The 21347-nt window shown below is 71.6% G+C and carries 20 protein-coding genes; 6 read left to right on the forward strand and 14 right to left on the reverse strand.

The genetic code is table 11. The features are described from left to right. Positions 1–7 precede the first annotated feature (7 nt). Positions 8–1012 carry an LLM class flavin-dependent oxidoreductase gene (locus tag JHE00_RS21150; RefSeq protein ID WP_200320782.1) on the forward strand — a complete coding sequence of 335 codons (1005 nt, stop codon included), beginning with the start codon at positions 8–10 and terminating at the stop codon, positions 1010–1012. A gap of 65 nt (positions 1013–1077) precedes the next feature. Beyond that, positions 1078–1791 carry a SagB family peptide dehydrogenase gene (locus tag JHE00_RS21155; RefSeq protein ID WP_200320784.1) on the forward strand — a complete coding sequence of 238 codons (714 nt, stop codon included), beginning with the start codon at positions 1078–1080 and terminating at the stop codon, positions 1789–1791. A 3-nt stretch (positions 1792–1794) separates the two neighbouring features. Here the strand turns inward: JHE00_RS21155 and JHE00_RS21160 are convergent, their stop codons facing one another. The 5 genes from JHE00_RS21160 to JHE00_RS21180 all read right to left on the reverse strand — a co-directional run bounded on the left by JHE00_RS21160 (position 1795) and on the right by JHE00_RS21180 (position 11772). Then, positions 1795–2610 carry an arginase family protein gene (locus JHE00_RS21160; RefSeq protein ID WP_200320786.1) on the reverse strand — a complete coding sequence of 272 codons (816 nt, stop codon included), beginning with the start codon at positions 2608–2610 and terminating at the stop codon, positions 1795–1797. An 866-nt stretch (positions 2611–3476) separates the two neighbouring features. Then, complete coding sequence (locus tag JHE00_RS21165) at positions 3477–6851, reverse strand: pyruvate carboxylase (RefSeq protein ID WP_200320788.1); 3375 nt, start codon at positions 6849–6851, stop codon at positions 3477–3479. A gap of 89 nt (positions 6852–6940) precedes the next feature. Further along, on the reverse strand, positions 6941–7882 hold the full coding sequence (locus JHE00_RS21170; protein ID WP_200320790.1) for a S8 family peptidase: 942 nt from the start codon (positions 7880–7882) through the stop codon (positions 6941–6943). A 160-nt stretch (positions 7883–8042) separates the two neighbouring features. Further along, a complete protein-coding gene (gene recG, locus JHE00_RS21175) occupies positions 8043–10202 on the reverse strand; it encodes an ATP-dependent DNA helicase RecG (protein ID WP_200320792.1) in 2160 nt (719 codons plus the stop codon). Between the two features lie 4 nt (positions 10203–10206). Further along, on the reverse strand, positions 10207–11772 hold the full coding sequence (locus tag JHE00_RS21180) for a DAK2 domain-containing protein (protein WP_200320794.1): 1566 nt from the start codon (positions 11770–11772) through the stop codon (positions 10207–10209). Between the two features lie 148 nt (positions 11773–11920). Here JHE00_RS21180 and rpmB point away from each other — a divergent pair, with 148 nt between their 5' ends. Beyond that, positions 11921–12112, forward strand: coding sequence for a 50S ribosomal protein L28 (gene rpmB, locus JHE00_RS21185; RefSeq protein ID WP_091800800.1), 192 nt, complete (start codon positions 11921–11923; stop codon positions 12110–12112). A gap of 75 nt (positions 12113–12187) precedes the next feature. Here rpmB and JHE00_RS21190 read toward each other — a convergent pair whose 3' ends face one another. The 4 genes from JHE00_RS21190 to JHE00_RS21205 are packed head-to-tail and all read right to left on the reverse strand — an operon-like array spanning position 12188 to position 14883. Next, positions 12188–12865: a uracil-DNA glycosylase gene (locus JHE00_RS21190; RefSeq protein WP_200320796.1), complete on the reverse strand. Its 678-nt coding sequence runs from the start codon at positions 12863–12865 to the stop codon at positions 12188–12190. Positions 12866–12885: 20 nt separating this feature from the next. Beyond that, positions 12886–13407, reverse strand: a complete 522-nt coding sequence (locus JHE00_RS21195; protein WP_200320798.1) for a gamma carbonic anhydrase family protein — start codon at positions 13405–13407, stop codon at positions 12886–12888. A 7-nt stretch (positions 13408–13414) separates the two neighbouring features. Beyond that, positions 13415–13894, reverse strand: a complete 480-nt coding sequence (locus JHE00_RS21200; RefSeq protein ID WP_200320800.1) for a GNAT family N-acetyltransferase — start codon at positions 13892–13894, stop codon at positions 13415–13417. A 17-nt stretch (positions 13895–13911) separates the two neighbouring features. Continuing rightward, positions 13912–14883 (reverse strand): thiamine-phosphate kinase, encoded by a 972-nt coding sequence (locus JHE00_RS21205; protein WP_200320802.1) that lies wholly within the window; start codon positions 14881–14883, stop codon positions 13912–13914. 133 nt (positions 14884–15016) lie between these two features. Here JHE00_RS21205 and JHE00_RS21210 point away from each other — a divergent pair, with 133 nt between their 5' ends. Further along, positions 15017–15250, forward strand: coding sequence for an Lrp/AsnC family transcriptional regulator (locus tag JHE00_RS21210; RefSeq protein ID WP_200320804.1), 234 nt, complete (start codon positions 15017–15019; stop codon positions 15248–15250). 48 nt (positions 15251–15298) lie between these two features. Next, complete coding sequence (locus JHE00_RS21215) at positions 15299–15805, forward strand: DUF3515 domain-containing protein (protein WP_307832040.1); 507 nt, start codon at positions 15299–15301, stop codon at positions 15803–15805. Here JHE00_RS21215 and JHE00_RS21220 read toward each other — a convergent pair. Together JHE00_RS21220 and pdxR are read right to left on the reverse strand one after the other, a co-directional pair. Beyond that, positions 15802–16899: a D-alanine--D-alanine ligase family protein gene (locus tag JHE00_RS21220; protein ID WP_200320809.1), complete on the reverse strand. Its 1098-nt coding sequence runs from the start codon at positions 16897–16899 to the stop codon at positions 15802–15804. The genes JHE00_RS21215 and JHE00_RS21220 overlap by 4 nt on opposite strands. 11 nt (positions 16900–16910) lie before the next feature. Then, complete coding sequence (gene pdxR, locus JHE00_RS21225) at positions 16911–18293, reverse strand: MocR-like pyridoxine biosynthesis transcription factor PdxR (RefSeq protein ID WP_200320811.1); 1383 nt, start codon at positions 18291–18293, stop codon at positions 16911–16913. 67 nt (positions 18294–18360) lie between these two features. Between pdxR and JHE00_RS21230 the strand changes: the two genes are divergently transcribed. Continuing rightward, positions 18361–19020 carry a pyridoxamine 5'-phosphate oxidase family protein gene (locus JHE00_RS21230; protein WP_200320813.1) on the forward strand — a complete coding sequence of 220 codons (660 nt, stop codon included), beginning with the start codon at positions 18361–18363 and terminating at the stop codon, positions 19018–19020. Here the strand turns inward: JHE00_RS21230 and JHE00_RS21235 are convergent. The 3 genes from JHE00_RS21235 to JHE00_RS21245 all read right to left on the reverse strand — a co-directional run bounded on the left by JHE00_RS21235 (position 18963) and on the right by JHE00_RS21245 (position 21347). Next, entirely contained in the window at positions 18963–19547 is a 585-nt protein-coding gene (locus JHE00_RS21235) for a hypothetical protein (RefSeq protein ID WP_307832041.1), read from the reverse strand. The two genes, JHE00_RS21230 and JHE00_RS21235, sit on opposite strands and share 58 nt — an antisense overlap. 73 nt (positions 19548–19620) lie before the next feature. After that, positions 19621–20106, reverse strand: coding sequence for a cysteine dioxygenase (locus JHE00_RS21240; RefSeq protein WP_200320817.1), 486 nt, complete (start codon positions 20104–20106; stop codon positions 19621–19623). Positions 20107–20327: 221 nt separating this feature from the next. Continuing rightward, complete coding sequence (locus tag JHE00_RS21245; RefSeq protein ID WP_200320819.1) at positions 20328–21347, reverse strand: NAD(P)H-dependent glycerol-3-phosphate dehydrogenase; 1020 nt, start codon at positions 21345–21347, stop codon at positions 20328–20330.

A 21347-nucleotide genomic window follows, 5' to 3' on the forward strand; every position in this document is an offset into this window, starting at 1 on the left:
GCCTGGTGTGACCTCCCTGCGTGACATCCCGTTCTCGGTACTGGACCTCGCTCCCGTCGTGAGCGGAGGAGACGCGCGCGACGCGTTCCGCAACACCCTCGACCTCGCCCGCAACGCGGAGCGGCTCGGCTACCACCGCTACTGGCTGGCCGAGCACCACAACATGCCGGGCATCGCGAGCTCGGCCACGGCGGTGCTGATCGGCCGCGTCGCCGACGCCACCGAGCGGATCAGGGTCGGCTCCGGCGGCGTGATGCTGCCCAACCACGCGCCGCTGGCCGTCGCGGAGCAGTTCGGGACGCTGGAGGCACTGCACCCCGGGCGCATCGACCTCGGCATCGGCCGCGCACCGGGCACCGACCAGCGCACGGCCCACGCGCTGCGCGGGTCGGCCGGGCTCGGCGCCGAGGACTTCCCGCAGCGCCTCGCCGAGCTCATCGGCTACTTCGAGCACGACGACGACCGCGCGGTGAACGCGGTGGCCGCCGAGGGCAACCGGCCGCCCGTGTGGCTGCTCGGCTCGAGCGGATTCAGCGCGCAACTGGCCGGGATGCTCGGCCTGCCGTTCTCGTTCGCCCACCACTTCAGCTCCGAGAACACGCTGCCCGCTGTGCGCCTCTACCGCGAGTCGTTCCGCCCCTCGGCCGTGCTCGACCAGCCGTACGTGCTGCTCGGCGCGGCCGTGACCTGCGCGGACACCGAAGAGCAGGCGCGCTGGATCGCAGGGTCCTACGGCCTGACGTTCCTGAGCCTGCGCAAGGGACGGCCGATCCCGCTGCCGTCGCCGCAGGAGGCCGCCGACTACCCGTACACCGATCTCGACCGCGCGTTCCTCGACGACCGGATGGCGAGCACCATCGTCGGCTCGCCCGAAACCGTCCGAAAGGGACTCGAGTCGTTGCTGGCCGACACCGAGGCCGACGAGATCATGGTCACGACCATGGTGCACGACCACGCCGACCGGCTGCGCTCTTACGAACTGCTCGCCGACCTCGTCAACGAGACACCATGATTTCACTCGGACGGGCTACCATGCGGACATTCATGGAGGTACCCGGACCGGGACCGGAGGTGTAGATGAGCGGCCGCGAGACCACCGAGCGTGCCTTGGCGGTGCACCGGCTGCTGAACTCCCAGAGCCAGCACGCCGCACGACCACTGCCGAACGGGCGCCGGTTCCCGCTGCCGGACGTGCACCCTCCGCAGGCCGACCTCGTCGCGACACTGGCGCGCCGTCGCTCGTCGTACTCCTACGCCGACCGCGACCTGGAGCTGACCGCACTCAGCGCGTGGCTGCGGTTCTCCGTGGGCGTGCAGCGCTTCGTGCCCGCGTTCGGCGTCGCCGACTACCCGCTCGGCATGGCGCCGAGTGCGGGTGGACTGGACATCCTGCGGGCCTACCTCATCGTGCGCAGGGCCGAGCAGCTCGACCCCGGCGTCTACCGCTACGAGGCCGTGTCCCACGAGCTGGTGGAGCTGGGTGAGAGCGACCCGGTTCCGGCGTTGCAGGAGGTGTACCTGCAGCCCGAGTTCATCCCGAGGGCAGCGGTGTCGCTCGCGCTGACGGCGCGCCTGGACGTGGCGTTCGACAAGTACCCGCTGCGGCACTACCGCACGCTGCACGTCGACACCGGCGTCGCGGTGCAGAACCTGTACCTCGTCGGCACCTCCCTCGGGCTCGCGTGCTGCGCGGTCGCCGGGTTCGACGACGCGGCGCTCGCGAACCTCCTCGGCGTCACCGACACCGAGATCCCGACGATGCTCGTCGCGGCGGGCCACGCGGCTCTCTGAGCGTCAGGCCAGCAGCCCGGCCACCGCTTCGAGCACGGGGAGCAGGACCTCGACGTCCTCCCGTCGTGCGGCCGTGCATTCGGCGATGCAGGCGCCCACGACCTCGAACGCGGCCAGGCTCTCGATGCCGGCGACGAGCTGCTCGACCGACAGTCCGCCCGGCTCGTGGTAGTACGCCAGTGAGCCGAACTCGGCGGGGTCGAGTACGTCGAGGTCGAGGTGCAGATAGACCTTCGTGTCGCCCGAGGCGGTGACGGCGCCGGTGATCGCGGCCGGCTCGGCGGGCACGTGGCGCACGAGCCCGTCGGCGACGGCGCGCCGCTCGGCGGAGTCGAACGCCCGGGTGCCGACGAGCACCGCGCGACCGCGTTCGAGCGCTGGGCTCGCGGCGAATCCGGGGTCACCGTCGCCGAGCAGCGAGCGCAGGACCATGCCGTGGAAGGCGCCCGACGGTGAGGTGGCGGCGGTGTTGCAGTCGGCGTGCGCGTCGAACCAGACCGCGCCGAGGCCCGGCCCGTAGCGGTAGCGGGCGACGCCGAGGGGAACCAGGTCGGCGGAGCAGTCCCCGCCGATGGTGAGCACCGGACCCTGCGGGTCCTCCAGCGCGGCGAGCTGGGCGCGACGGTTGCCGACGAGCGCGGCCCTGTTGGCGATGCCGTCCACTGTGGAGGAGCCGGTGGCGCCGACGGGCACCTCGCGCACCGGCGTGCCCAGGACGTCGGCCGCGAGCGCCGCGAGCAGCCGGCACCCGGCGCCGAGCCGCTCCCGCGCCCCGTCCCAGGTGGCCCCCTGCCACTGCGGCACCGCGAACACCACCATGCCCCCACCCAAGCACCCACGCCCACCCCCCGCGAGTCCCCCACTCCAGCGCGAGTCCCCCGCTCAGGTCCGCGAGTCCCCCGCTCCGACGCGCGAGTTCCCCACTCCTGTCCACGAGTTCCCCAATCGAGCTCGCGAGTCCCCCGCTCCAGCGCGCGAGTCCCCCGCTCAGGTCCGCGAGTAGCGCAATCGGGCTCGCGCGCCGTGAGCTCCGCGCCGCGAGTCGTGCGCTCGGGCACGCGAGTGCTGCGTTAGGGCCCGCGAGCCGGACGCCAGGCGTGCGAGTCATGCGCTCGGCCGCGAGTCCCCGCTCCGGCGCGCGAGTCCTGCGCTCGGGTTCGCCAGTCGTGCACACCAGACGGTGAGTCCTGCGTTCGGGCCAGAGAGTCTGGTGCCACGCGTGCGAGTCACGCGCTCCCGTCGCGCGAGTTCCCCGCTCCGACGCGCGAGTTCCCCACCCAGGCGCGCGAGTCCCCCCGCCCAGGCTCGCGAATTCCCTGCTCCGGAAACGACTTGGGGCCGCGAGCCGTGTCGTTCGGTCCGCTTCGCGGTACCAACGCACAACTCGCGGCCCCAAATGCACAACTCGCGGTCCTGGAGGCGCGACTCGCGCCCGAACGGGCAACTCGCGCACCCAGCGGGCACTTCGGCCGCCCGAGCGGGCACTTCGCCCACCCCAACGAGCACTTCGCCCGCCCGAACGGGCAACTCGCCCACCCCAACGAGCACTTCGCCCGCCCGAACGGGCAACTCGGCCGCCCAACGGGCACTTCGCCCACCCCAACGGGCAACTCGCCCACCCCAACGGGCAACTCGCCCGCCCGAGCGGGGGACTCGCGCGCCTCGGCGGGGGACTCGCGGCCGGGTTACTCCAGGACTATCAGGAGGTCGCCGCCTTCCACCTGTTGGACTTTGCCGATGGCCAGGCGGGCGACGGTGCCGCCTTCCTGGGCGGTGATCGCGGCCTCCATCTTCATGGCCTCGATGGTCGCCACGGTGTCTCCGGCGGAGATCGTGTCGCCCTCGGCCACCTGCGCCGTCACCACGCCCGCGAACGGAGCCGCGACGTGCTTCGGGTTGTTCTTGTCCGCCTTCTCCTTGGCGGGCAGGTCCGAGGCCACCGAGCGGTCACGCACCTGGATCGGCCGCAGCTGGCCGTTCAGCGTCGCCATCACCGTCCGCATCCCGCGTTCGTCGGCCTCACCGATCGCCTCGAGCTCGATCAAGAGCCGCACGCCCGGATCGAGGTCGACCTGGTACTCCTCCCCCGGGCGCAGCCCGTAGAAGAAGTCCTTGCTCGGCAGCACACTGGTGTCGCCGTGCGCCTCGCGGTGCGCCTCGAACTCCCTGGTCGGCGCGGGGAACAGCAGCCGGTTTAGCGTCGTGCGGCGGTCCTGCGCCAGCGCCGTGCGGTCCTCTTCGGACAGCTCCACCACCGGCTTGGGCTCCGCCCTGCCCTCGAGTGCCTTGCTGCGGAACGGCTCCGGCCAGCCACCGGGCGGGTCGCCCAGCTCGCCGCGCAGGAACCCGATCACCGAGTCCGGAATGTCGAACTTCGACGGCTCGGCCTCGAACTCCTCCGGCGAGACCCCGGCACCGACGAGGTGCAGCGCGAGGTCACCGACGACCTTCGACGACGGTGTCACCTTCACCAGGTGACCCAGCATCGTGTCGGCGGCCTCGTACATCTTCTCGATGTCCTCGAACCGGTCGCCCAGCCCGAGCGCCCTGGCCTGCGTGCGCAGGTTCGACAGCTGCCCGCCGGGGATCTCGTGGTGATACACGCGCCCGGTCGGAGAGGCCAGCCCCGCCTCGAACGGCGCGTAGATCTTGCGCACGATCTCCCAGTACGGCTCCAGCTCACCGATCGACTGCAGGTCCAGACCGGTCGGCCGCTCGGAGTAGTCGGTGGCCGCCACGATCGCCGACAGCGACGGCTGCGACGTCGTGCCCGCCATCGACGCGACGGCTCCGTCCACGGCATCCGCGCCCGCACCGATCGCCGCGAGATAGGTGCCCAGCTGACCACCCGCGGTGTCGTGGGTGTGGATGTGCACCGGCAGGTCGAACTCCCTGCGCAGCGCCGTCACCAGCTTCACCGCCGCCGGTGCCCGCAGCAGGCCCGCCATGTCCTTGATGGCCAGCACGTGCGCGCCGGCCCCGACGATCTGCTCGGCCAGCTTCAGGTAGTAGTCGAGCGTGTAGATCTTCTCCGCCGGGTTGGACAGATCCGAGGTGTAGCACAGCGCCACCTCGGCCATACCCGTTCCGGTGTTACGGACCGCCTCGATCGCCGGCCGCATCTGCTCGACGTCGTTGAGCGCGTCGAAGATCCGGAAGATGTCGATCCCGGTCGCGGCCGCCTCCTCGACGAACGCGTCGGTGACCTCGGTCGGATACGGCGTGTAGCCCACGGTGTTGCGACCACGCAGCAGCATCTGCAGGCAGATGTTGGGCATCGCCTGGCGCAGCGCCGCGAGCCGCTCCCACGGATCCTCGGCCAGGAAGCGCAACGCCACGTCGTAGGTCGCACCACCCCAGCACTCCACCGACAACAACTCCGGCACCGTGCGCGCCACCACCGGCGCGATCGCCAGCAGGTCCTTGGTGCGCACCCGCGTGGCCAGTAGCGACTGGTGCGCGTCGCGGAAGGTCGTGTCGGTGACCCCGACCGTCGGCGACTCGCGCATCCACCGCGCGAAGCCCTCCGGACCCAGCTCGGTCAGCTTCTGCTTCGACCCCGCCTTCGGCTCACCGTCGGGCAGCTCCGGCAGCTTGCGCTCCGGATCGATCAGCCTCGGCCGCTCGCCGTGGGGCTTGTTCACCGTGACGTCGGCCAGATAGGTCAGCAGTCGCGTACCGCGGTCGGCCGAGTGCCGCGCGGTCAGCAGATGCGGCCGCTCCTCGATGAACGCCGTGGTGACCCGCCCCTGCTGGAAGTCCGGGTCGTCCAGCACGGCCTGCAGGAACGGAATGTTGGTGGCCACACCACGAATCCGGAACTCCGCCACGGCACGCCGCGCTCGGCCCACCGCGGTCGCGAACGTCCGCCCCCGGCACGAGAGCTTCACCAGCATCGAGTCGAAGTGCGCGCTGATCTCGGTGCCCGCGAACGCGGTACCACCGTCGAGCCGGATACCCGAGCCGCCCGGCGAACGATAGGCGCTGATCATGCCGGTGTCCGGGCGGAACCCGTTGGCGGGATCCTCGGTGGTGATCCGGCACTGCAACGCCGCGCCCCGCAGGTAGATCTTGTCCTGCGCGAGGTCCAGATCGGCCAGCGACTGACCCGAGGCGATCCGCAGCTGCGACTGCACCAGGTCGACGTCGGTGACCTCCTCGGTCACCGTGTGCTCCACCTGGATCCGCGGGTTCATCTCGATGAAGACGTGGTTGCCGTCGCGGTCGACGAGGAACTCCACCGTGCCCGCGTTGCGGTAACCGATCTGCTCGGCGAACTTCACCGCGTCCGCACAGATCTGCTCACGCAGCTTCGGGTCGAGGTTCGGCGCGGGCGCCAGCTCGATCACCTTCTGGTGCCTGCGCTGCACCGAACAGTCGCGCTCGTAGAGGTGGATCACCCCACCCTGGCCGTCACTGAGGATCTGGACCTCGATGTGACGCGGCTCCACCACGGCCTTCTCGATGAACACCGTGGGGTCCCCGAACGCGGACTCGGCCTCGCGGGCCGCCGCCTCGATCGAATCCCGCAGCTGAGCCGGATCCTCGACCCGGCGCATACCACGCCCGCCACCACCGGCCACGGCCTTGACGAACACCGGGAAGCCCAGCTCCCCCGCCGCCTCCGCCAGGGTGTCCACATCGGACGACGGCTCCGACGAGCCGAGCACCGGCACACCCGCCGCCTTCGCCGCGGCCACGGCACGCGCCTTGTTACCGGTCAGCTCCAGAATGTCGGCGCTCGGGCCGACGAACGTGATCCCAGCCTCCTCACAGGCCCGGGCCAGATCCGGGTTCTCGGACAGGAAGCCGTAGCCGGGATACACGGCATCAGCACCAGCCCTGACCGCGGCGCGGACAATCTCGTCCACGGAGAGATACGCGCGCACCGGATGACCCGGCTCGCCGATCTCGTACGCCTCATCGGCCTTCAGCCGGTGCAGCGAATTACGGTCCTCATGCGGGAACACGGCCACCGTTCCCGCACCCAGTTCATAGGCGGCGCGGAACGCACGAATGGCGATCTCGCCGCGGTTGGCGACGAGTACTTTGCGGAACATCCCCGGTCCTTTCCTTCACCCGGATCGGTCGCGAAGGACGTTACCCCTAAAGTCCCGCCTACCGGGAGTTCACTCCCAGGGTCTGGAATTCACCGGCCGCCCGCCGGGACAGGGCCGGCGTGGAGCACGCGATTGGCGGTGCCGTCCCGCACGCCCGTGAGCCCGTCAGGGGTCGCCCCGGCGACGATCGCCTCGGTCACCTGCTGCGGAGTCGCGTCGGGATGCGCGGCCCGGTAGAGGGCCGCGACGCCCGCCACGTGCGCGGCCGCCACCGACGTCCCCGTCAGCTCCGAGGTGCCGCCCCGCAGCGCGGGCGCCAGCACGTCCGCGCCCGGCGCGTACAGGTCCACCGCGGCGCCGAAGTTCGAGTCGGGGACCACCGCGTCGGTCCTGTCGCTCGCCCCGACGGTCAGGACCTCGGGCACACGCCCCGGGGAGCTCTGGCCCGCGTCGGAGTTCGTCCCACCCGCGGGCACCGCCACGGGCATGACCTCGGCGAGACCGCGCACGGCCTCGTCCACCACCTCGCTGGCGGGTCCGCCGATGCCGATCACGGCGACGGCGGGCTGCCGCGCGTTGTTGGCGACCCAGTCGATGCCGGCGAGCACGCTCAGCCCGTTGCCGCCGCCGTCCTGGTCGAGCACCCGCACGGGCACCACGCGGGCCGCCTTGGCGACGCCGTGCGCCTGACCGGCCGCGACACCGGCGAGGCTCGTCCCGTGCCCGTTGAGGTCGACGGGGTGCTCGTCGCCGTCGACGAAGTCCTTGCCGCCGGAGACCCGGCCGCCGAAGTCGGGATGCGTGCCGTCGACTCCGGAGTCGATCACGTACACCGTGACGCCCTCGCCGTCGCCCGCGTAGTGGTAGCGCTGGTCGAGCTGGTCGCCGCCCTCGCGCTGGTCGATCCGGTCGAGTCCCCAGTTGGGTGGGTCCTGCTGCACCCCGGCGTCGGCATGGGCGGGCGCAGCCGTGGCCGCGAGCAAGGCGACGGAGGAGGCGGCGAGCAGGGCGCGGGCGGGTCGAATACGCATGGGCACCCGTCTACCGGCTGCGCGCGCCACCCGCAGGCGGAGTACCACGATCGGGCAGTCGGCGAGGCAGTGACGACTGCGGTGAAGGGCACCTTTACTGCGTTCAATGCAGTAAAGGTGCCCTTCACCGCGGCGAGGCAGTGACGCTGGGCGCGGTGGGTCAGGACTTTTCCAGGAACTCCGCTCGGTCCGCGTCCACGACGTCGGCGAGCAGGCGCGCCAGTCCGGGATGCTCGCCGAGGCCGGGATCGGAGCCCACGACCTCCTGCGCGACGACGCGCGCCTGCTCGATCACGGCCTCGTCCTCCAGCAGCGAGAGCAGCTTGAGACCCGAACGCTTGCCGGACTGCGCAGCGCCGAGGATGTCGCCTTCCCTGCGCAGCTCTAGATCCAGCTTGGAGAGCTCGAATCCGTCGAGCGTCGACTCCACGGCACCGAGCCGGGCCCGCGTGCTGGTGCCGTCGAGCGCTTCCGTCACGAGCAGGCACAGCCCCGGCACGGAACCCCGGCCGACCCGACCGCGCAGCTGGTGCAGCTGGCTCACGCCGAACCGGTCGGCATCCATGATCATCATGACCGTCGAGTTGGGCACGTTCACGCCGACCTCGATCACGGTGGTGGCCACGAGCACGTCCACCTTGCCCGCGGCGAACGCACGCATCACGGCGTCCTTGTCGTCGCTGGGAAGGCGGCCGTGCAGCACACCGATGCGCAGGCCCTTCAACGGTCCGTCGGCCAGCTGTGGCGCCAGGTCCAGCACGGCGATCGGGGGACGTTTGTCGCTCTTGTCCGACGGCGGCTCGTCGCCGATGCGCGGGCACACGATGTAGGCCTGGTGGCCCTTGCCGACCTCCTCGGCGACGCGCCGCCACGCCCGGTCGAGCCACGCGGGCTTCTCCGCGACGGGCACCACGCTGGTCGAGATCGGCGAGCGCCCCGCGGGCAGCTCACGCAGCGACGAGGTCTCCAGATCGCCGTACACGGTCATCGCGACGGTCCTCGGGATCGGCGTCGCCGTCATCACCAGCACGTGCGGGCTCGTCGAGTCGGCGCCGCGCGAACGCAGCGCGTCGCGCTGTTCGACACCGAACCGGTGCTGCTCGTCCACCACGACGAACCCGAGGTCGGCGAACGACACGTGGTCCTGGATCAGCGCGTGCGTGCCCACGACGATCCCGGCTGCGCCGCTCGCGGTGTCCAGTAGCGCCTGCTTGCGTTCCTTCGCCGACATCGACCCGGTGAGCAGCGTGATCCTGGTGGCGTTGTCCGCGGCACCGAGCTCGCCCGCCTGGCCCAGTTCGCCGAGCATCTCTCGCAGCGAGCGCGCGTGCTGCGCGGCCAGCACCTCGGTGGGCGCCAGCATGGCGGCCTGCCTGCCCGCGTCGACGGCCTGCAGCATCGCCCGCAGCGCCACGATCGTCTTGCCACTGCCGACCTCGCCCTGCAGCAGCCGGTTCATCGGGTGCTCGGTCGCGAGGTCCGCGGCGATGGCCTCGCCGACCTGCCGCTGCCCCTCGGTGAGCTGGAACGGCAGCTTCTCGTCGAACGCCGCCGCGATGCCACCGGGCTTCGACGGACACGATGGAGCGGGCCGCGACACCGCGGAATGCCTGCGCTGCGCGAAGATCAGCTGCACCGCCATCGCCTCGTCCCACTTGAGGCGCTCGCGCGCGGCGTCGAGCCGCTCCCAGCTCTCCGGCCGGTGGATCTGGGTCAGCGCGTCGTGCAGCCCGTCGAGGCCGTGCCGTTCCCGAAGCCCTGGTGGCAGCGGGTCGTCGACGGGTTCCAGGGTGTCGAGCACCTGGCGCACCGCGCGGCCGATCGTCCACGACTGCACGCCCGCGGCCGCCGGGTACACGGGGATGATCTGGGCGAGGAAGCTGTCCATCGCGCTGGACTCGTCGCCGTCGGGATCGATGAGCTCGTACTCGGGGTTGGCCAGCTGCAGCGTGGTGCGAAACGCCGTGACCTTGCCCGCGAACAGCCCGGTGCGGCCGGGCCGCAGCTCGCGCTCGCGCCACACCTGGTTGCCGAAGAACGCGCACGAGATCCGGCGCTGGCCGTCGGTGATGGTGACCTCGAGAATCGAACCCTTGCGCTGGCGCATCGGCTTCTTCGTGGCGCCCTCGACCCTCGCGAGCACCGTGGCGTGCTCGCCGATCTCCAGCCCCGCGATGTCGGTGAGCTCGCCCCGCCTGGCGTAGCGGCGCGGGTAGTGCCGGAGCAGCTCGGCGACGTTGCCGATGCCGAGGGAGCCGTCGAGCGCCTTCGCGGTCTTGGCCCCGAGCACCCTGTCCAGGCCGTCGGTCAGCTCAGTCATCGGTTCACTCAACACCCATCAGCAGCAGCGCGTCCGTCTGTCCACCGGAATAGCACACCAGTTCGACTTCGGGGTGTGCGGCACGCAGGTGGGCCGCGATCGCGTCCTCGAGCCCGTCGGGCGCGCCGGCCCCGGTGAGCACGGTGACGAGTTCGCCGCCCACCACCAGCATCCGCTCCAGCACGGCGATGGCGGCGGCCTCGACGCCCTCGCGCCCGATGAGCACCACCTCGCCGTCGACGAGGCCGACCAGGTCTCCGGCCTGTGCCCGGCCGACCCAGGTGATGGACTCCTCGCTCGCCACCACGAGGTCGCCGCGGCGGGTGGCCGCCGCGGCCTCGGCCATCCCGACCACGTCGGCTCCCGCCCTGCGGTCGGCGTCGTGCACGGCCAGCGCCGCGAGCACCTGCACCGGCGAGGCGCACGGCACCACCACGACGTCACGGTCCTCCAGCATCACGTGCCCGGCGATCCGTTCGGCGGCCGCCGTGAGGTCGACGCCGCCGGGCAGCACGGTGACGTGGCTCGCGGCGGTCTCGGTGACCAGTCCGAGCAGCTCCTCCGCGCTCGGCTCGCCGTCGACGGGCACCGCCAGCACGGGAACACCCTCGTCGGCGACCAGCGCCGCCAGCCCCTCGCCGCGCACCACCGCGACGACCGCGCGATCACCTCGCACCGAGCTGGTCTCGACGGGAGGCGGGGTCATCAGCGGCTCGACGCGGACGCGGTGTGGCCTGCCGTGGGTGAGACCGGCCTCGATGGCGGCGCCGATGTCGGCGCAGTGGACGTGCACGGCGTGGTTGCCCGCACCGTCGCCCGCCACAGTGACGCTGTCGCCGAGTCCGGACAGCGTCCTGCGCAGGGCGGGCAGTGCGGCGTCGTCGACGTCGGCGAGCAGGTACATGACCTCCCACGCACGCGGCGCGGGCGTGGGAGCCGCGGGCATCGACAGCGCCCGCTCGGGCTCGCTCGTGCCCGAGACCACGCCCACGAGTGCGTCGAGCACGGCCACCAGACCGCGGCCGCCCGCGTCCACCACCCCGGCCACGGCGAGCGCGGCGAGCTGGTTCGGTGTCTCCTCCAGTGCGTCGGCGGCCGCCTTCGCCGCGGTGGTCGCGACCTCGGCGGGCGAGCCGTCGTCCACCGCCGTGGCGACGGCGTGCAGCACGCTGAGCATCGTGCCCGCGACGGGCCTGGCGACGGCGTCGGTGGCGAGTGCGTCGGCACGTTTGAGCGCGGAGGCCAGCCCGGGCCCGTCGAGCTCGGCGGTCTCGCCCGCCGACTCCGCGAGCCCGCGCAGGACCTGCGAGATGATCACGCCCGAGTTGCCGCGCGCCGCGGCCACGGCGCCGCGCGCGAGCAGGCCCAGTGCCTCGCCCGCGCCGCTGACCTCGGGTCGCTCCGTCAGCTCCGCCTGCGCGGCGGTGAGCGTGTACAGCAGGTTCGAGCCCGTGTCGGAGTCGGCGACCGGGTAGACGTTGATGCCGTCGATGTCCGCGCGCAGCGCCGAGAGGCTGCGGACGCAGGCGCCTGCCCACGCCCGCACAGCCACCGCGTCCAAGGCCCGCACCGCGTATCCTCCGTGCTGGTTTCGAAGGGGTCGCCGCGAGCGTATCGACCCGGCGGCGGCCGCCGGGAGCGCACCGGTTACGCTTGTCGAGTTGCCCGGCTTTCGCTGGGCGGATTTTGTTGACCTATTTCTTCGAGGAGTGTTCGACGTGGCTGCCGTGTGCGACGTCTGTGGCAAGGGGCCGGGCTTCGGCAAGTCGGTCTCGCACTCTCACCGGCGTACCAACCGCCGGTGGAACCCGAACATCCAGACCGTGCACGCCAAGATCGGGCTTTCCCAGAAGAAGCGCCTGAACGTGTGCACCTCCTGCCTCAAGGCGGGCAAGGTCGTTCGGGGCTGACCCCAGAGTCTTTGCCACAACGGCCCGGTGACCTTCTGGTCGCCGGGCCGTTGTCATGTTCGGGTCATGGTCCGCCTACGGCAGCTTCCAGTCGATCGGCTCGGCGCCCTGCTGTTGCAGTAGCTCGTTGACGCGGCTGAACGGACGGGAGCCGAAGAAGCCGTTGTGCGCCGAGAGCGGGCTCGGGTGCACCGACTCGACGCACGGAATGGCGCCGAGCAACGGCTTGAGCCTGCGCGCGTTGCTGCCCCAGAGGATCGCCACCATCGGCTCCTCGCGCGCGGCGAGTGCCTTGATGGCCTGCTCGGTGATGTCCTCCCAGCCCTTGCCCTGGTGGGAGTTCGGCTTGCCGGGCTGCACCGTGAGCGCCCTGTTGAGCAGCAGCACACCCTGCTCTGTCCACGGCGTCAGGTCGCCGTTGGAGGGCGGCGGGTGGCCCAGGTCCTCGCAGTACTCGCGGTAGATGTTGATGAGGCTCTTCGGCAACGGCCGGACCTCCGGCGCCACGGCGAAGCACAGGCCGATCGGGTGGCCGGGCGTCGGGTACGGGTCCTGGCCGACGATGAGCACGCGCACGCCGTCGAACGGCTGCTGGAACGCGCGCAGGATGTGATCGCCGGAGGGCAGGTACTTGCGGCCCTGGGCGACCTCCTCGCGCAGGAACTCGCCCATCGCGGTGATCTTGGCCTCGACCGGGGCGAGTGCGCTCGCCCAGCCCGGTTCGATGATCTCGTGCAGCGCTCGTCCGGTCACGGCACGCAACCCTAGCGGGCTCAGTCCAGGCGCCTCAGTTCGGCACGGAACCGCTTGGCCCGCTCCACGTAGCTGTTCACCACACGCGCGATCTTGTCCGGACCGAACGAGGTGTTGGGCCGCGTCTTCGCCGGAACACCCAGTGCGATGTGCCCCGCGGGAACGTGGCCGTTGTACGAGACCACGGCACCGGCCCCGACCATCGCGCCGTCCTCGACCACAGTGCCGTTGAGCACCACCGAACCCGACGCGATGAGGCAGCCCGTGCCGATCCGCGCGCCCTCGACGTGCACCGCGTGCCCGATGGCCGAGTCGGCGCCGAGGATCGTCGGGTCCTTGCGCGTGCAGTGCACCACGCAGCCGTCCTGGATGTTGGAGCGCTCCCCCAGCTCGATGTAGCCGTTGTCGCCCCGCAGCACGGTCTGCGGCCACACCGAGGCGAACGCGCCGATCCGCACGTCACCGATCACGGTGGCGTCGGGGTGCACGTAGGCGTCGGAGTGGATCGTGGGCTCGAGCTCACCGAGTGCGTAGATCGCCATGGGGTCGCTAGCTCTCCTTCAGTTCCTTCGCGAGGTACACGCTCTCCGGCTCGTCGCGGTAGACGCCGAAACCGGGGATGTCGCCGTAGCCCGAGGAACGGTACAGCGCGATCGCCTCCGGCTGTTCGGTGCCGGTCTCGAGCACCGCGCGCCTGCGACCGGCGGCGAGAGCGGTGCGCTCCAGTTCCGCGAGCAGCGCGCGGGCGAAGCCCTTGCCGCGTTCGGTGTCCAGCACGAACATCCGTTTGAGCTCGGCGTCGCCCGGCCGGAACGTGGGCTCGGGTCCGTCGTGCGCCCGCCAGCCGCCGCACGCCACGGCGACGCCCGCGAGGTAGCCGACCAGGAACAGGCCGCGCGGCGGCGCGAACTCCCTCGGCGCGACCGGAGTCACGTCGGGATCGCCGTAGCGCGTGACGTACTCCTGCTGCACGAGGTCGATCAGCTTCACCGCGTCCGGGTGATCGAACGGCACTACTCGAATGTCCACGCCGCCATGAAACCCGATCAGCGCCAGTGCTCCCAACCGCTTTCGTGCTCGTACGGTTTGCCGTCCACGGTGAGCCCGGTGTCGGGCAGCAGCACGGTGCCGATGCGCAGCCAGCCCTCCGGCAGGTCGGTGAACGAGGGGAACGTCGCGGCGAGCGCGTGGTCCTCGCCGCCGGTGAGCACCCAGTGCAGCGGGTCGGCGCCGAGCGCGGTGCCGACGTCGGTGAGCTTGCGGCCGACGTCGAGGCGGTCGGTGTGCACGTCGATGCCGACGCCGGACTCCTCGGCGAGGTGGCCGAGGTCGGCGAGCAGGCCGTCGGAGACGTCGATCATCGACGTGGCGCCCGCCAGCGCGGCCGCGGGTCCCGCGGCGTAGGGCGGCTCGGGGAAGCGCTGCGCGTTGACCACGCCCACCGGCGACCGGAAGCCCCTGCCCAGCACGGCGAGCCCCGCCGCGGCCCAGCCGAGCCGTCCGCACACGGCCACGATGTCGCCGGGCCGCGCGCCGGACCTCGTCACGGGAGGCCGGCCGCCGAGGTCGCCCAGCGCCGTGACACTGATCACCAACTGCTCCGAGCGCACCATGTCGCCGCCGACCAGGCCCACACGTGCGCGGCCCGCCTCCGCGGCAACGCCGTCCATGAGCTCGGTGATCACCGCGGTCTTCTGGTCGGGAGGGCAAGCGATCCCGACCACGACGGAGGTCGGTACGGCTCCCATCGCCGCGATGTCCGCCAGGTTCACGGCGACGGCCTTGTGCCCGACCTGCTCTGGAGTGGACCAGTCCAACCGGAAGTGCACGCCGTGCACCAGCACGTCCGTCGACACCACGACCCTGCCGTCGGGCGCGGCGACGACGGCCGCGTCGTCGCCGGGCCCGAGCAGCGTCGTCGACGGCTGGGTGCGGTTCGCGGTGACCGCGCGGATCAGGCCGAACTCGCCGACCGAGGCCACGGTGTCGCCCGCGCCACCCGCGGCGTGTCCGGTCACTGGTCTGTCCTCCACTGTCACCTCCGGTGTAGCCCGAGACTCATTGGATGTCCGATCGTTGTCCCGTTGGGGTACGTTGCTTCAACGTTCCTATCTTGAGCTTGCCGAACCCATCCAGACGAAGGGGCGCGCCGTGGTCCACGCATACATCCTCATCCAGACCGAGGTAGGCAAGGCAGCCTCCGTCGCGGCCGAGATCGCCGGGATCCCCGGCGTCACGAGCTCGGAGGATGTCACCGGTCCCTATGACGTCATCGTCCGCGCCGAGGCCGACAACGTCGACCAGCTCGGCCAGCTGGTGGTCGCGAGGGTGCAGAACGTGGAGGGCATCACGCGGACGCTGACCTGTCCCGTGGTCCACCTGTAGGCCTGTGCTGTAGTTGGGGGCGTGACCGACGCAGGTGGACCTCCCCGGGTGTTGATCGTCGTCGCCGCCGTGCTCGCGGCGGCACTCGCGGCCGTGGTGGCCGTCCTGGGCCTGACGTCCTCCGGCGAGGAGGAACCCGGCACCGGCCCGCTGCCCCTCGTGTCGATCCCCGCACCTAAGTCCGGCTCCGCCGACTGCCGGTCACTGATCGAGGCGGCGCCCGCCGAGCTGGAGTCCTCCGGCGAGACGCTGGAGCGGCGCGAGCTCGCCGAGCCCGCTCCCCCGGCGACCGTCGCGTGGGGCGAGGGCGATCCCGTGGTGCTGCGCTGCGGGCTCGACCGCCCGCCGGAGCTGAGCCCGACGTCGTCGCTGCGCCAGATCAACGGCGTCCAATGGCTGGACGTGCCCGGCGAGGGCGCGGCCACCTGGTACGTCGTGGACCGCGCCACCTACCTGGCGCTCACCGTGCCCGCCGGATCGGGCACGGGCCCGCTGCAGCAGATCTCGGACACCGTCGCGGGCGCGCTGCCCGCGACGGAGGTCCGGACCAACTAGCGCAGGCCGGTGCCACGCGCGAGCGCGGTCTCCACCAGCGTCTCGAGCAACCTCGGGTAGTCGACGCCGGTGACCGTCCACATCTTCGGGTAGGCCGAGGTGGAGGTGAATCCGGGCATCGTGTTGACCTCGTTGATGGTCAGCTCGCCGTCCTCGCCGACGAAGAAGTCCACGCGGGCGAGGCCCTGGCAGTCGAGCGCGGCGAACGCGCGCACCGCGGCCGCCCGCAGCCGCTCTGTCACGGAGTCGTCGAGCTTCGCGGGAATGTCGAGCTCGGCGGCCTCGCCCAGGTACTTGGTCTCGAAGTCGTACCAGGCGTCCTCGGCCTCGGCGAGCACCCTGATCTCGGCGGGCAGCGAGGCTTCCACGCGCCCGTCGGGGAACTCCAGCACGCCGCACTCGACCTCGCGGCCCACGACCGCGGCCTCCACGAGCACCTTGGGGTCGGTCTGCCTGGCGAGCGCGATGGCCTCGTCCAGCTGCGACCAGTCGGTGACCTTGGTGATCCCGATGGACGAACCCGCCCTCGCCGGCTTGACGAACACCGGCAGCCCGAGCCGCTCGCGGTCGGCGTCATCCAGAGTCGACTGTCCACGCCGGACCGTCGCGTAGGTGCCGACCGGCAGGTCCTCCGCGGCGAGGAGCTTCTTGGCGAACTCCTTGTCCATCGCGGCGGCGCTGGCCAGCACACCGGCTCCCACGTAGGGGATGTCGGCGAGCTCGAGCAGTCCCTGGATGGTCCCGTCCTCGCCGAAGGCCCCGTGCAGCACGGGGAACACGACGTCGACGCCGCTGAGGACCTCGCTCTCGCTGCCGGGTTCCAGGCTCACCACGCCCTGCGAGGTGGGGTCTCCCGCCAGCACGAGCGCCTTGCCGTCCTCGACGGCAGGCAGGCGCGTGCCCTCGATCCGCAGCGCCTGCGGGTCATTCGTGCCCAGCACCCAGCCACCGGCCTCGGTGATGCCGATGGGGACGATCTCGAACCGGTCGGGATCGAGGTTCGCCAGCACGCTGCCTGCCGATACGCAGGAAATGGTGTGCTCGGTGCTGCGGCCGCCGAATACGACGGCCACTCGCGTCTTGCGGCTACTCATGGCCGGTCACCCTACCGGGGCCGTTGACGCAGGAGGTCGACGAGCACCCACAGCGACTCCTGCAGCCCCTCGCGGGAGCAGCCCGCGTAACCGACGGCGACGCCGTAGACGGTGGGGGTGCGGGCGAAGTGCCTGCCGAGTCCGTCGAGCAGCACACCACGCCGTTTGCCCGCGCTCACGCGCTCGCGTTCGTCCTCCTGCGTCGGCAGTGGCACGACCAGGTGCGCGCCCGCGTCGTCGCCGAGCACGGGAACGCCCGCCTTCTTGAACGCCCCCACGAGCATCGTCCTTCGCTCGGAGAGTTCCCGGCGCAGCCTGCGCAGGTGCCTGCCGAGGTCGCCGTGGCGCGCGAGCTCCACGAGCACCCACTGCCCCGCGGGCGAGGGCCGCGTGCCGGTGAGCTCGCGGTAGTCGAGCACCGCGGTGGTCACCGAGGGCGGCGCCACCATCCAGCCCGCGCCGAGCGTCGGCGTGAGGATCTTGCTCGTGGTTCCCAGGTGCACCACCACATCGGGGGCCAGCGACGCCAGCAGCGGCAGCGGCGCGACGTCGTAGCGGAGCTCACCGTCGTAGTCGTCCTCCACGACGAGGAAGTGCTCCGCACGCGCCCGCTCCACCAGCTCGACGCGGCGCGCCGCGCTCATCCGGCAGCCCAGCGGGTACTGGTGCGCGGGTGAGCAGTACACGGCGCGAACTCCCGAGGGCAGCGCCTGTGGGCGCAGCCCCTGGCCGTCGATCGGCACACCCACCACGCGCACGCCCGCGCGCCGGAAGGCCTGCACAGCACGCTGGTAGCCGGGTTCCTCCACGGCCACGAGGTCGCCCGGCCGCAGCACCGCGCTCGCCAGTTCCACCACCGCGGCGGTGGTGCCACCGGTCGCCAGCACGGAGTCGGTGCCCGCGTCGAGCCCCCGGTGGCGCAGCAGGTGTTCCGAGATGGCGGCGCGGTATTCGGTGATGCCGGCCCGGTTGAGGTACGCGGCGGGCGCGGTGTCGGCGGCTGCGCGCCACGCCCTGCGCCACGCGGCGCGGTCGAGCCCGTCGGCCCACGGCACCCCGGGGGTGAGCATGAGCAGGTTGTCGGGGGCCTCGTCGTTGGTGACGAAGCCCCTGCGCTCCGGCCGCGCGGCGGGCGGCGAGGTGGTGACGTAGGTGCCGGAACCGTGCCTGCCGAGGATCCAGCCCTCGGCGTGCAACTGCTCGTAGGCGGCAGAGGTGACGGTCCTGCTCACCCCGAGCCGGTCCGCGAGCGCCCTCGTGGACGGCAGCCGGTCGCCGCCGCGCAGGTGCCCTGTCGCCGCCGACTCGCGCAGCTTGTCAGCCAGCTGCACGGCGAGCGGAACAGCGGAGCCCCGATCGAGCGTGACCGGCAACGCGGTATCACCCCGAGTCAAAGTGGCCTCCTATACTTCCGCAACTGTGGCCATTCTATGGTGCCACTATCGGTGTCAGGCTCTGCGCATGCCCGCACCACTGTCCTCCACCACGCGCAGCACGCTCACCCGCAAGAAGAACCGGGCCGCACTCGACCGCGCGGACCTCCACGGCGTTCTCGACGAGGCGCTCATCTGCCACGTTGGCCTCGTCCTGAACGGATCTCCCGTGGTCCTTCCCACCGGCTACGGCCGGGACGGCGACACGCTCTATTTTCACGGTTCGACGGGCTCTGGAAACCTCCGAGCGGCCGCCGCACACGTCGACGTCTGTGTGACGGTGACGATTCTGGACGGAATCGTCTACGCCCGCTCACTGAACAACCACTCGATGAACTACCGCAGCGCGGTCGTCCACGGAAGGGCCAGAGCGGTCACCGAGGCCGAGGAGAAGCTGCACGGCCTGCGGACCATCACCGATCACCTCACGCCGGGATCGTGGGAACACGCGCGCGAAGTGAACTCGAAAGAGCTCGCCGCGGTGGCCGTGCTGACGCTCGATCTCACCGAGGCGTCGGTGAAAATCCGGTCCGGCGATCCCTCCGACGAGCCCGAGGATCTGGCCGAGGGCACCGCGTGGGCCGGCGTCCTGCCGCTGCGCACGAGCTTCGGCGAGCCGACTCCGGCCCCCTACGTGCCGGGCGAGACCCCGATTCCGGACCACGTCGTCGCGCGCACGCATCCCTGACGGGTCACGCCGAAGGCAGCGAGCGCGGCGAGCACCGAGCCGAACAACGCGGTCCCGGAGCACACGCCGGAGACGAGTCCGACGACGCCGAGGTCCGCACCCGCCGCCGCGAGCACGGCTCCCGCGGCACCGAACACGACGAGCACCGCGCCCAACGGCACGAACAGCGCGAGCCGCCACACCTTGGCCAGCGCCACGAAATGGACGCCCACCACGAAGGCGATCCACGGCACGACGAACTCGGGACGGTCGAACACCGCGTTCAGCACGACGATCCCGCCGAACAACGCGAGCCCCTCGGCACCGGCGACCGCCCAGTACCTCCGCACGGCGAGCCCGGAGTCCCCGGCGGGAGTGTCCACGGGCCCGCGCGCGACCCGCAGCACCGCGACGGCGAGGACGAACGCGACCACGCCGCCCGCGATCCGGATGCCCAGCGCGACACCGGCGGGCAGCTCGCCCACGGTGGCCACGACGAAAACCAGGCCGAACCCGATCGCGATCAGCGAACCGATCGCCGTTCCCACGGGCCTGGTTCCCGTGGCTCCCGCGGCCACCACCACGACCCCTTGCGCGCTGTCGTGAGGTTGGTGAGCGAGGTCAAACCCGCACGGGGCCGGTCAGCGGGTCGAGGTGGTGCGGGCGCAGCGTGCGGCCGCCCTCGCGGTAGACGTGCACGCTCACGGCGGGATCCGGTCCGTCGTTGCGCACCTCGTGCACGTAGCCGGGACCGAAGACGCGCGACTGTCCCGCCGACGGCGTGTGCAGCTCGGTCAGCACGCGGCCACCGGGAGCCCTGCGCGTGACGGTCTCGGTGAGGGTTCCGCTGACGATGGTGAAGGCGCCGGTCGACTCGCCGTGGTCGTGCAGACCGGTGTGCTGGCCGGGAAGCCAGCTGAGCAGCCAGATCTCCTCGTCGGCTGTGCGCTCGAGCAACGCGGCGAAGCGCTCGTCGGGGTCGTAGCGCAGCACATTGCGCCAGCGGTCGCGATCGGCCGCGTACTCGAGCGCGGTGCGGACGGGGTGGCGCAGCACCGGGTTGGGCGCGGCAGCGGAGGCAATGGTGTTCTCGGGAACAGCGAACATGGGGGTGACAGGTCCTTGCTGGCAGAGCTGGGGCGAAATGGCTGAAGTCGAGAGATCCGGGACTAGTCGGTCACCGGCGACAACAACAAGGACACGGCGCGCAGACGACGGCGCGGAGACCGGAAAGGCCCCACGCTCCGTACCCAGCTCGCGCCGACATGCCGCACAGCAAACCAGCGCCGACACAGCGCGTCAAACCGATTCCAGCCCGTGGGCGCCCTTTACGACCACTCGTGTTTCTGCTGCCTGCCCAGCAGCTCCGCGCCCACGCGCACCGGGTCCATCCCCTCGTGGCACACGCGGTACATCGCCTCGGTGATGGGCATGTCCACCCCGACGCCGCGGGCGAGCTCACGGATCGACTGGCATGACATGACTCCCTCGGCCACCTGCCCGCCGACGGCTTCCTGCGCCTGCGCGGTCGTCTCGCCGCGCCCGATGCGCTCGCCGAAGGTCCGGTTGCGCGACAACGGCGACGCGCACGTGGCGACCAGATCGCCCACGCCCGCCAGCCCGGCGAACGTGAGCGGGTCCGCGCCGAGCTTCGCGCCGAGCCTGGCCGTCTCCGCGAGCCCGCGGGTGATGAGCGTCGCCATCGTGTTGGCCCCGAAACCGAGCCCGGAGGCGATGCCGCAGCTGAGCGCGATCACGTTCTTGCACGCGCCGCCGAGCTCGCACCCCACGACATCGGTGTTGGTGTAGGGCCGGAAGTAGCTGTTGAAGCTCGCCTGCTGGATCGCCACCGCGCGGTCGTGGTCCGCGCTCGCGAGCACCGCCGCGGCGGGCTGGCGCTGCGCGATCTCCTTGGCGAGGTTGGGTCCCGACACCACGACGACGTCGCCGGAGGGCACCTCCGCGATCTCGCTGATGACCTCGCTCATCCGCTTGAGCGAACCGAGTTCGACGCCCTTGGCGAGACTCACCAGGATCGCCTCGCGCGGCAGCAGCTCGCGCCAGCCGGTGAGGTTCGCGCGCAGGCTCTGGCTCGGCACGGCGAGCACCACGGCCTCCGCGCCCGCGAGCGCCTCAGCGGGATCGGACGTGGCGGTGAGCCGCGAGGGCAGCTCGACGCCGGGCAGGTAGCGGCTGTTGGTGTGGCCGTCCCGGATCTCGGCCGCGACCTCGGCGCGGCGCGCCCACATCGTGACGTCGCGGCCCGCGTCGGCGAGCACCTTGGCGAACGTGGTGCCCCACGAACCCGCGCCGAGCACCGTGACCGACTGCACAGTGACGCCGGTCAT

Origin of the sequence: Prauserella cavernicola, from assembly GCF_016595675.1 — a bacterium.
Lineage (GTDB): Bacteria > Actinomycetota > Actinomycetes > Mycobacteriales > Pseudonocardiaceae > Prauserella_A > Prauserella_A cavernicola.

What these genes read in the sequence shown, in the direction of transcription:
- recG (WP_200320792.1), bottom strand. Translation starts at nt 10,202, where the DNA reads ATGACTGAGCTGACCGACGGCCTGGACAGGGTGCTCGGGGCCAAGACC.
- JHE00_RS21195 (WP_200320798.1), bottom strand. Translation starts at nt 13,407, where the DNA reads ATGGCGATCTACGCACTCGGTGAGCTCGAGCCCACGATCCACTCCGAC.
- JHE00_RS21245 (WP_200320819.1), bottom strand. Translation starts at nt 21,347, where the DNA reads ATGACCGGCGTCACTGTGCAGTCGGTCACGGTGCTCGGCGCGGGTTCG.
- JHE00_RS21160 (WP_200320786.1), bottom strand. Translation starts at nt 2,610, where the DNA reads ATGGTGGTGTTCGCGGTGCCGCAGTGGCAGGGGGCCACCTGGGACGGG.
- JHE00_RS21170 (WP_200320790.1), bottom strand. Translation starts at nt 7,882, where the DNA reads ATGCGTATTCGACCCGCCCGCGCCCTGCTCGCCGCCTCCTCCGTCGCC.
- JHE00_RS21155 (WP_200320784.1), top strand. Translation starts at nt 1,078, where the DNA reads ATGAGCGGCCGCGAGACCACCGAGCGTGCCTTGGCGGTGCACCGGCTG.
- JHE00_RS21165 (WP_200320788.1), bottom strand. Translation starts at nt 6,851, where the DNA reads ATGTTCCGCAAAGTACTCGTCGCCAACCGCGGCGAGATCGCCATTCGT.
- JHE00_RS21230 (WP_200320813.1), top strand. Translation starts at nt 18,361, where the DNA reads ATGCCCGCACCACTGTCCTCCACCACGCGCAGCACGCTCACCCGCAAG.
- JHE00_RS21240 (WP_200320817.1), bottom strand. Translation starts at nt 20,106, where the DNA reads ATGTTCGCTGTTCCCGAGAACACCATTGCCTCCGCTGCCGCGCCCAAC.
- JHE00_RS21220 (WP_200320809.1), bottom strand. Translation starts at nt 16,899, where the DNA reads ATGAGTAGCCGCAAGACGCGAGTGGCCGTCGTATTCGGCGGCCGCAGC.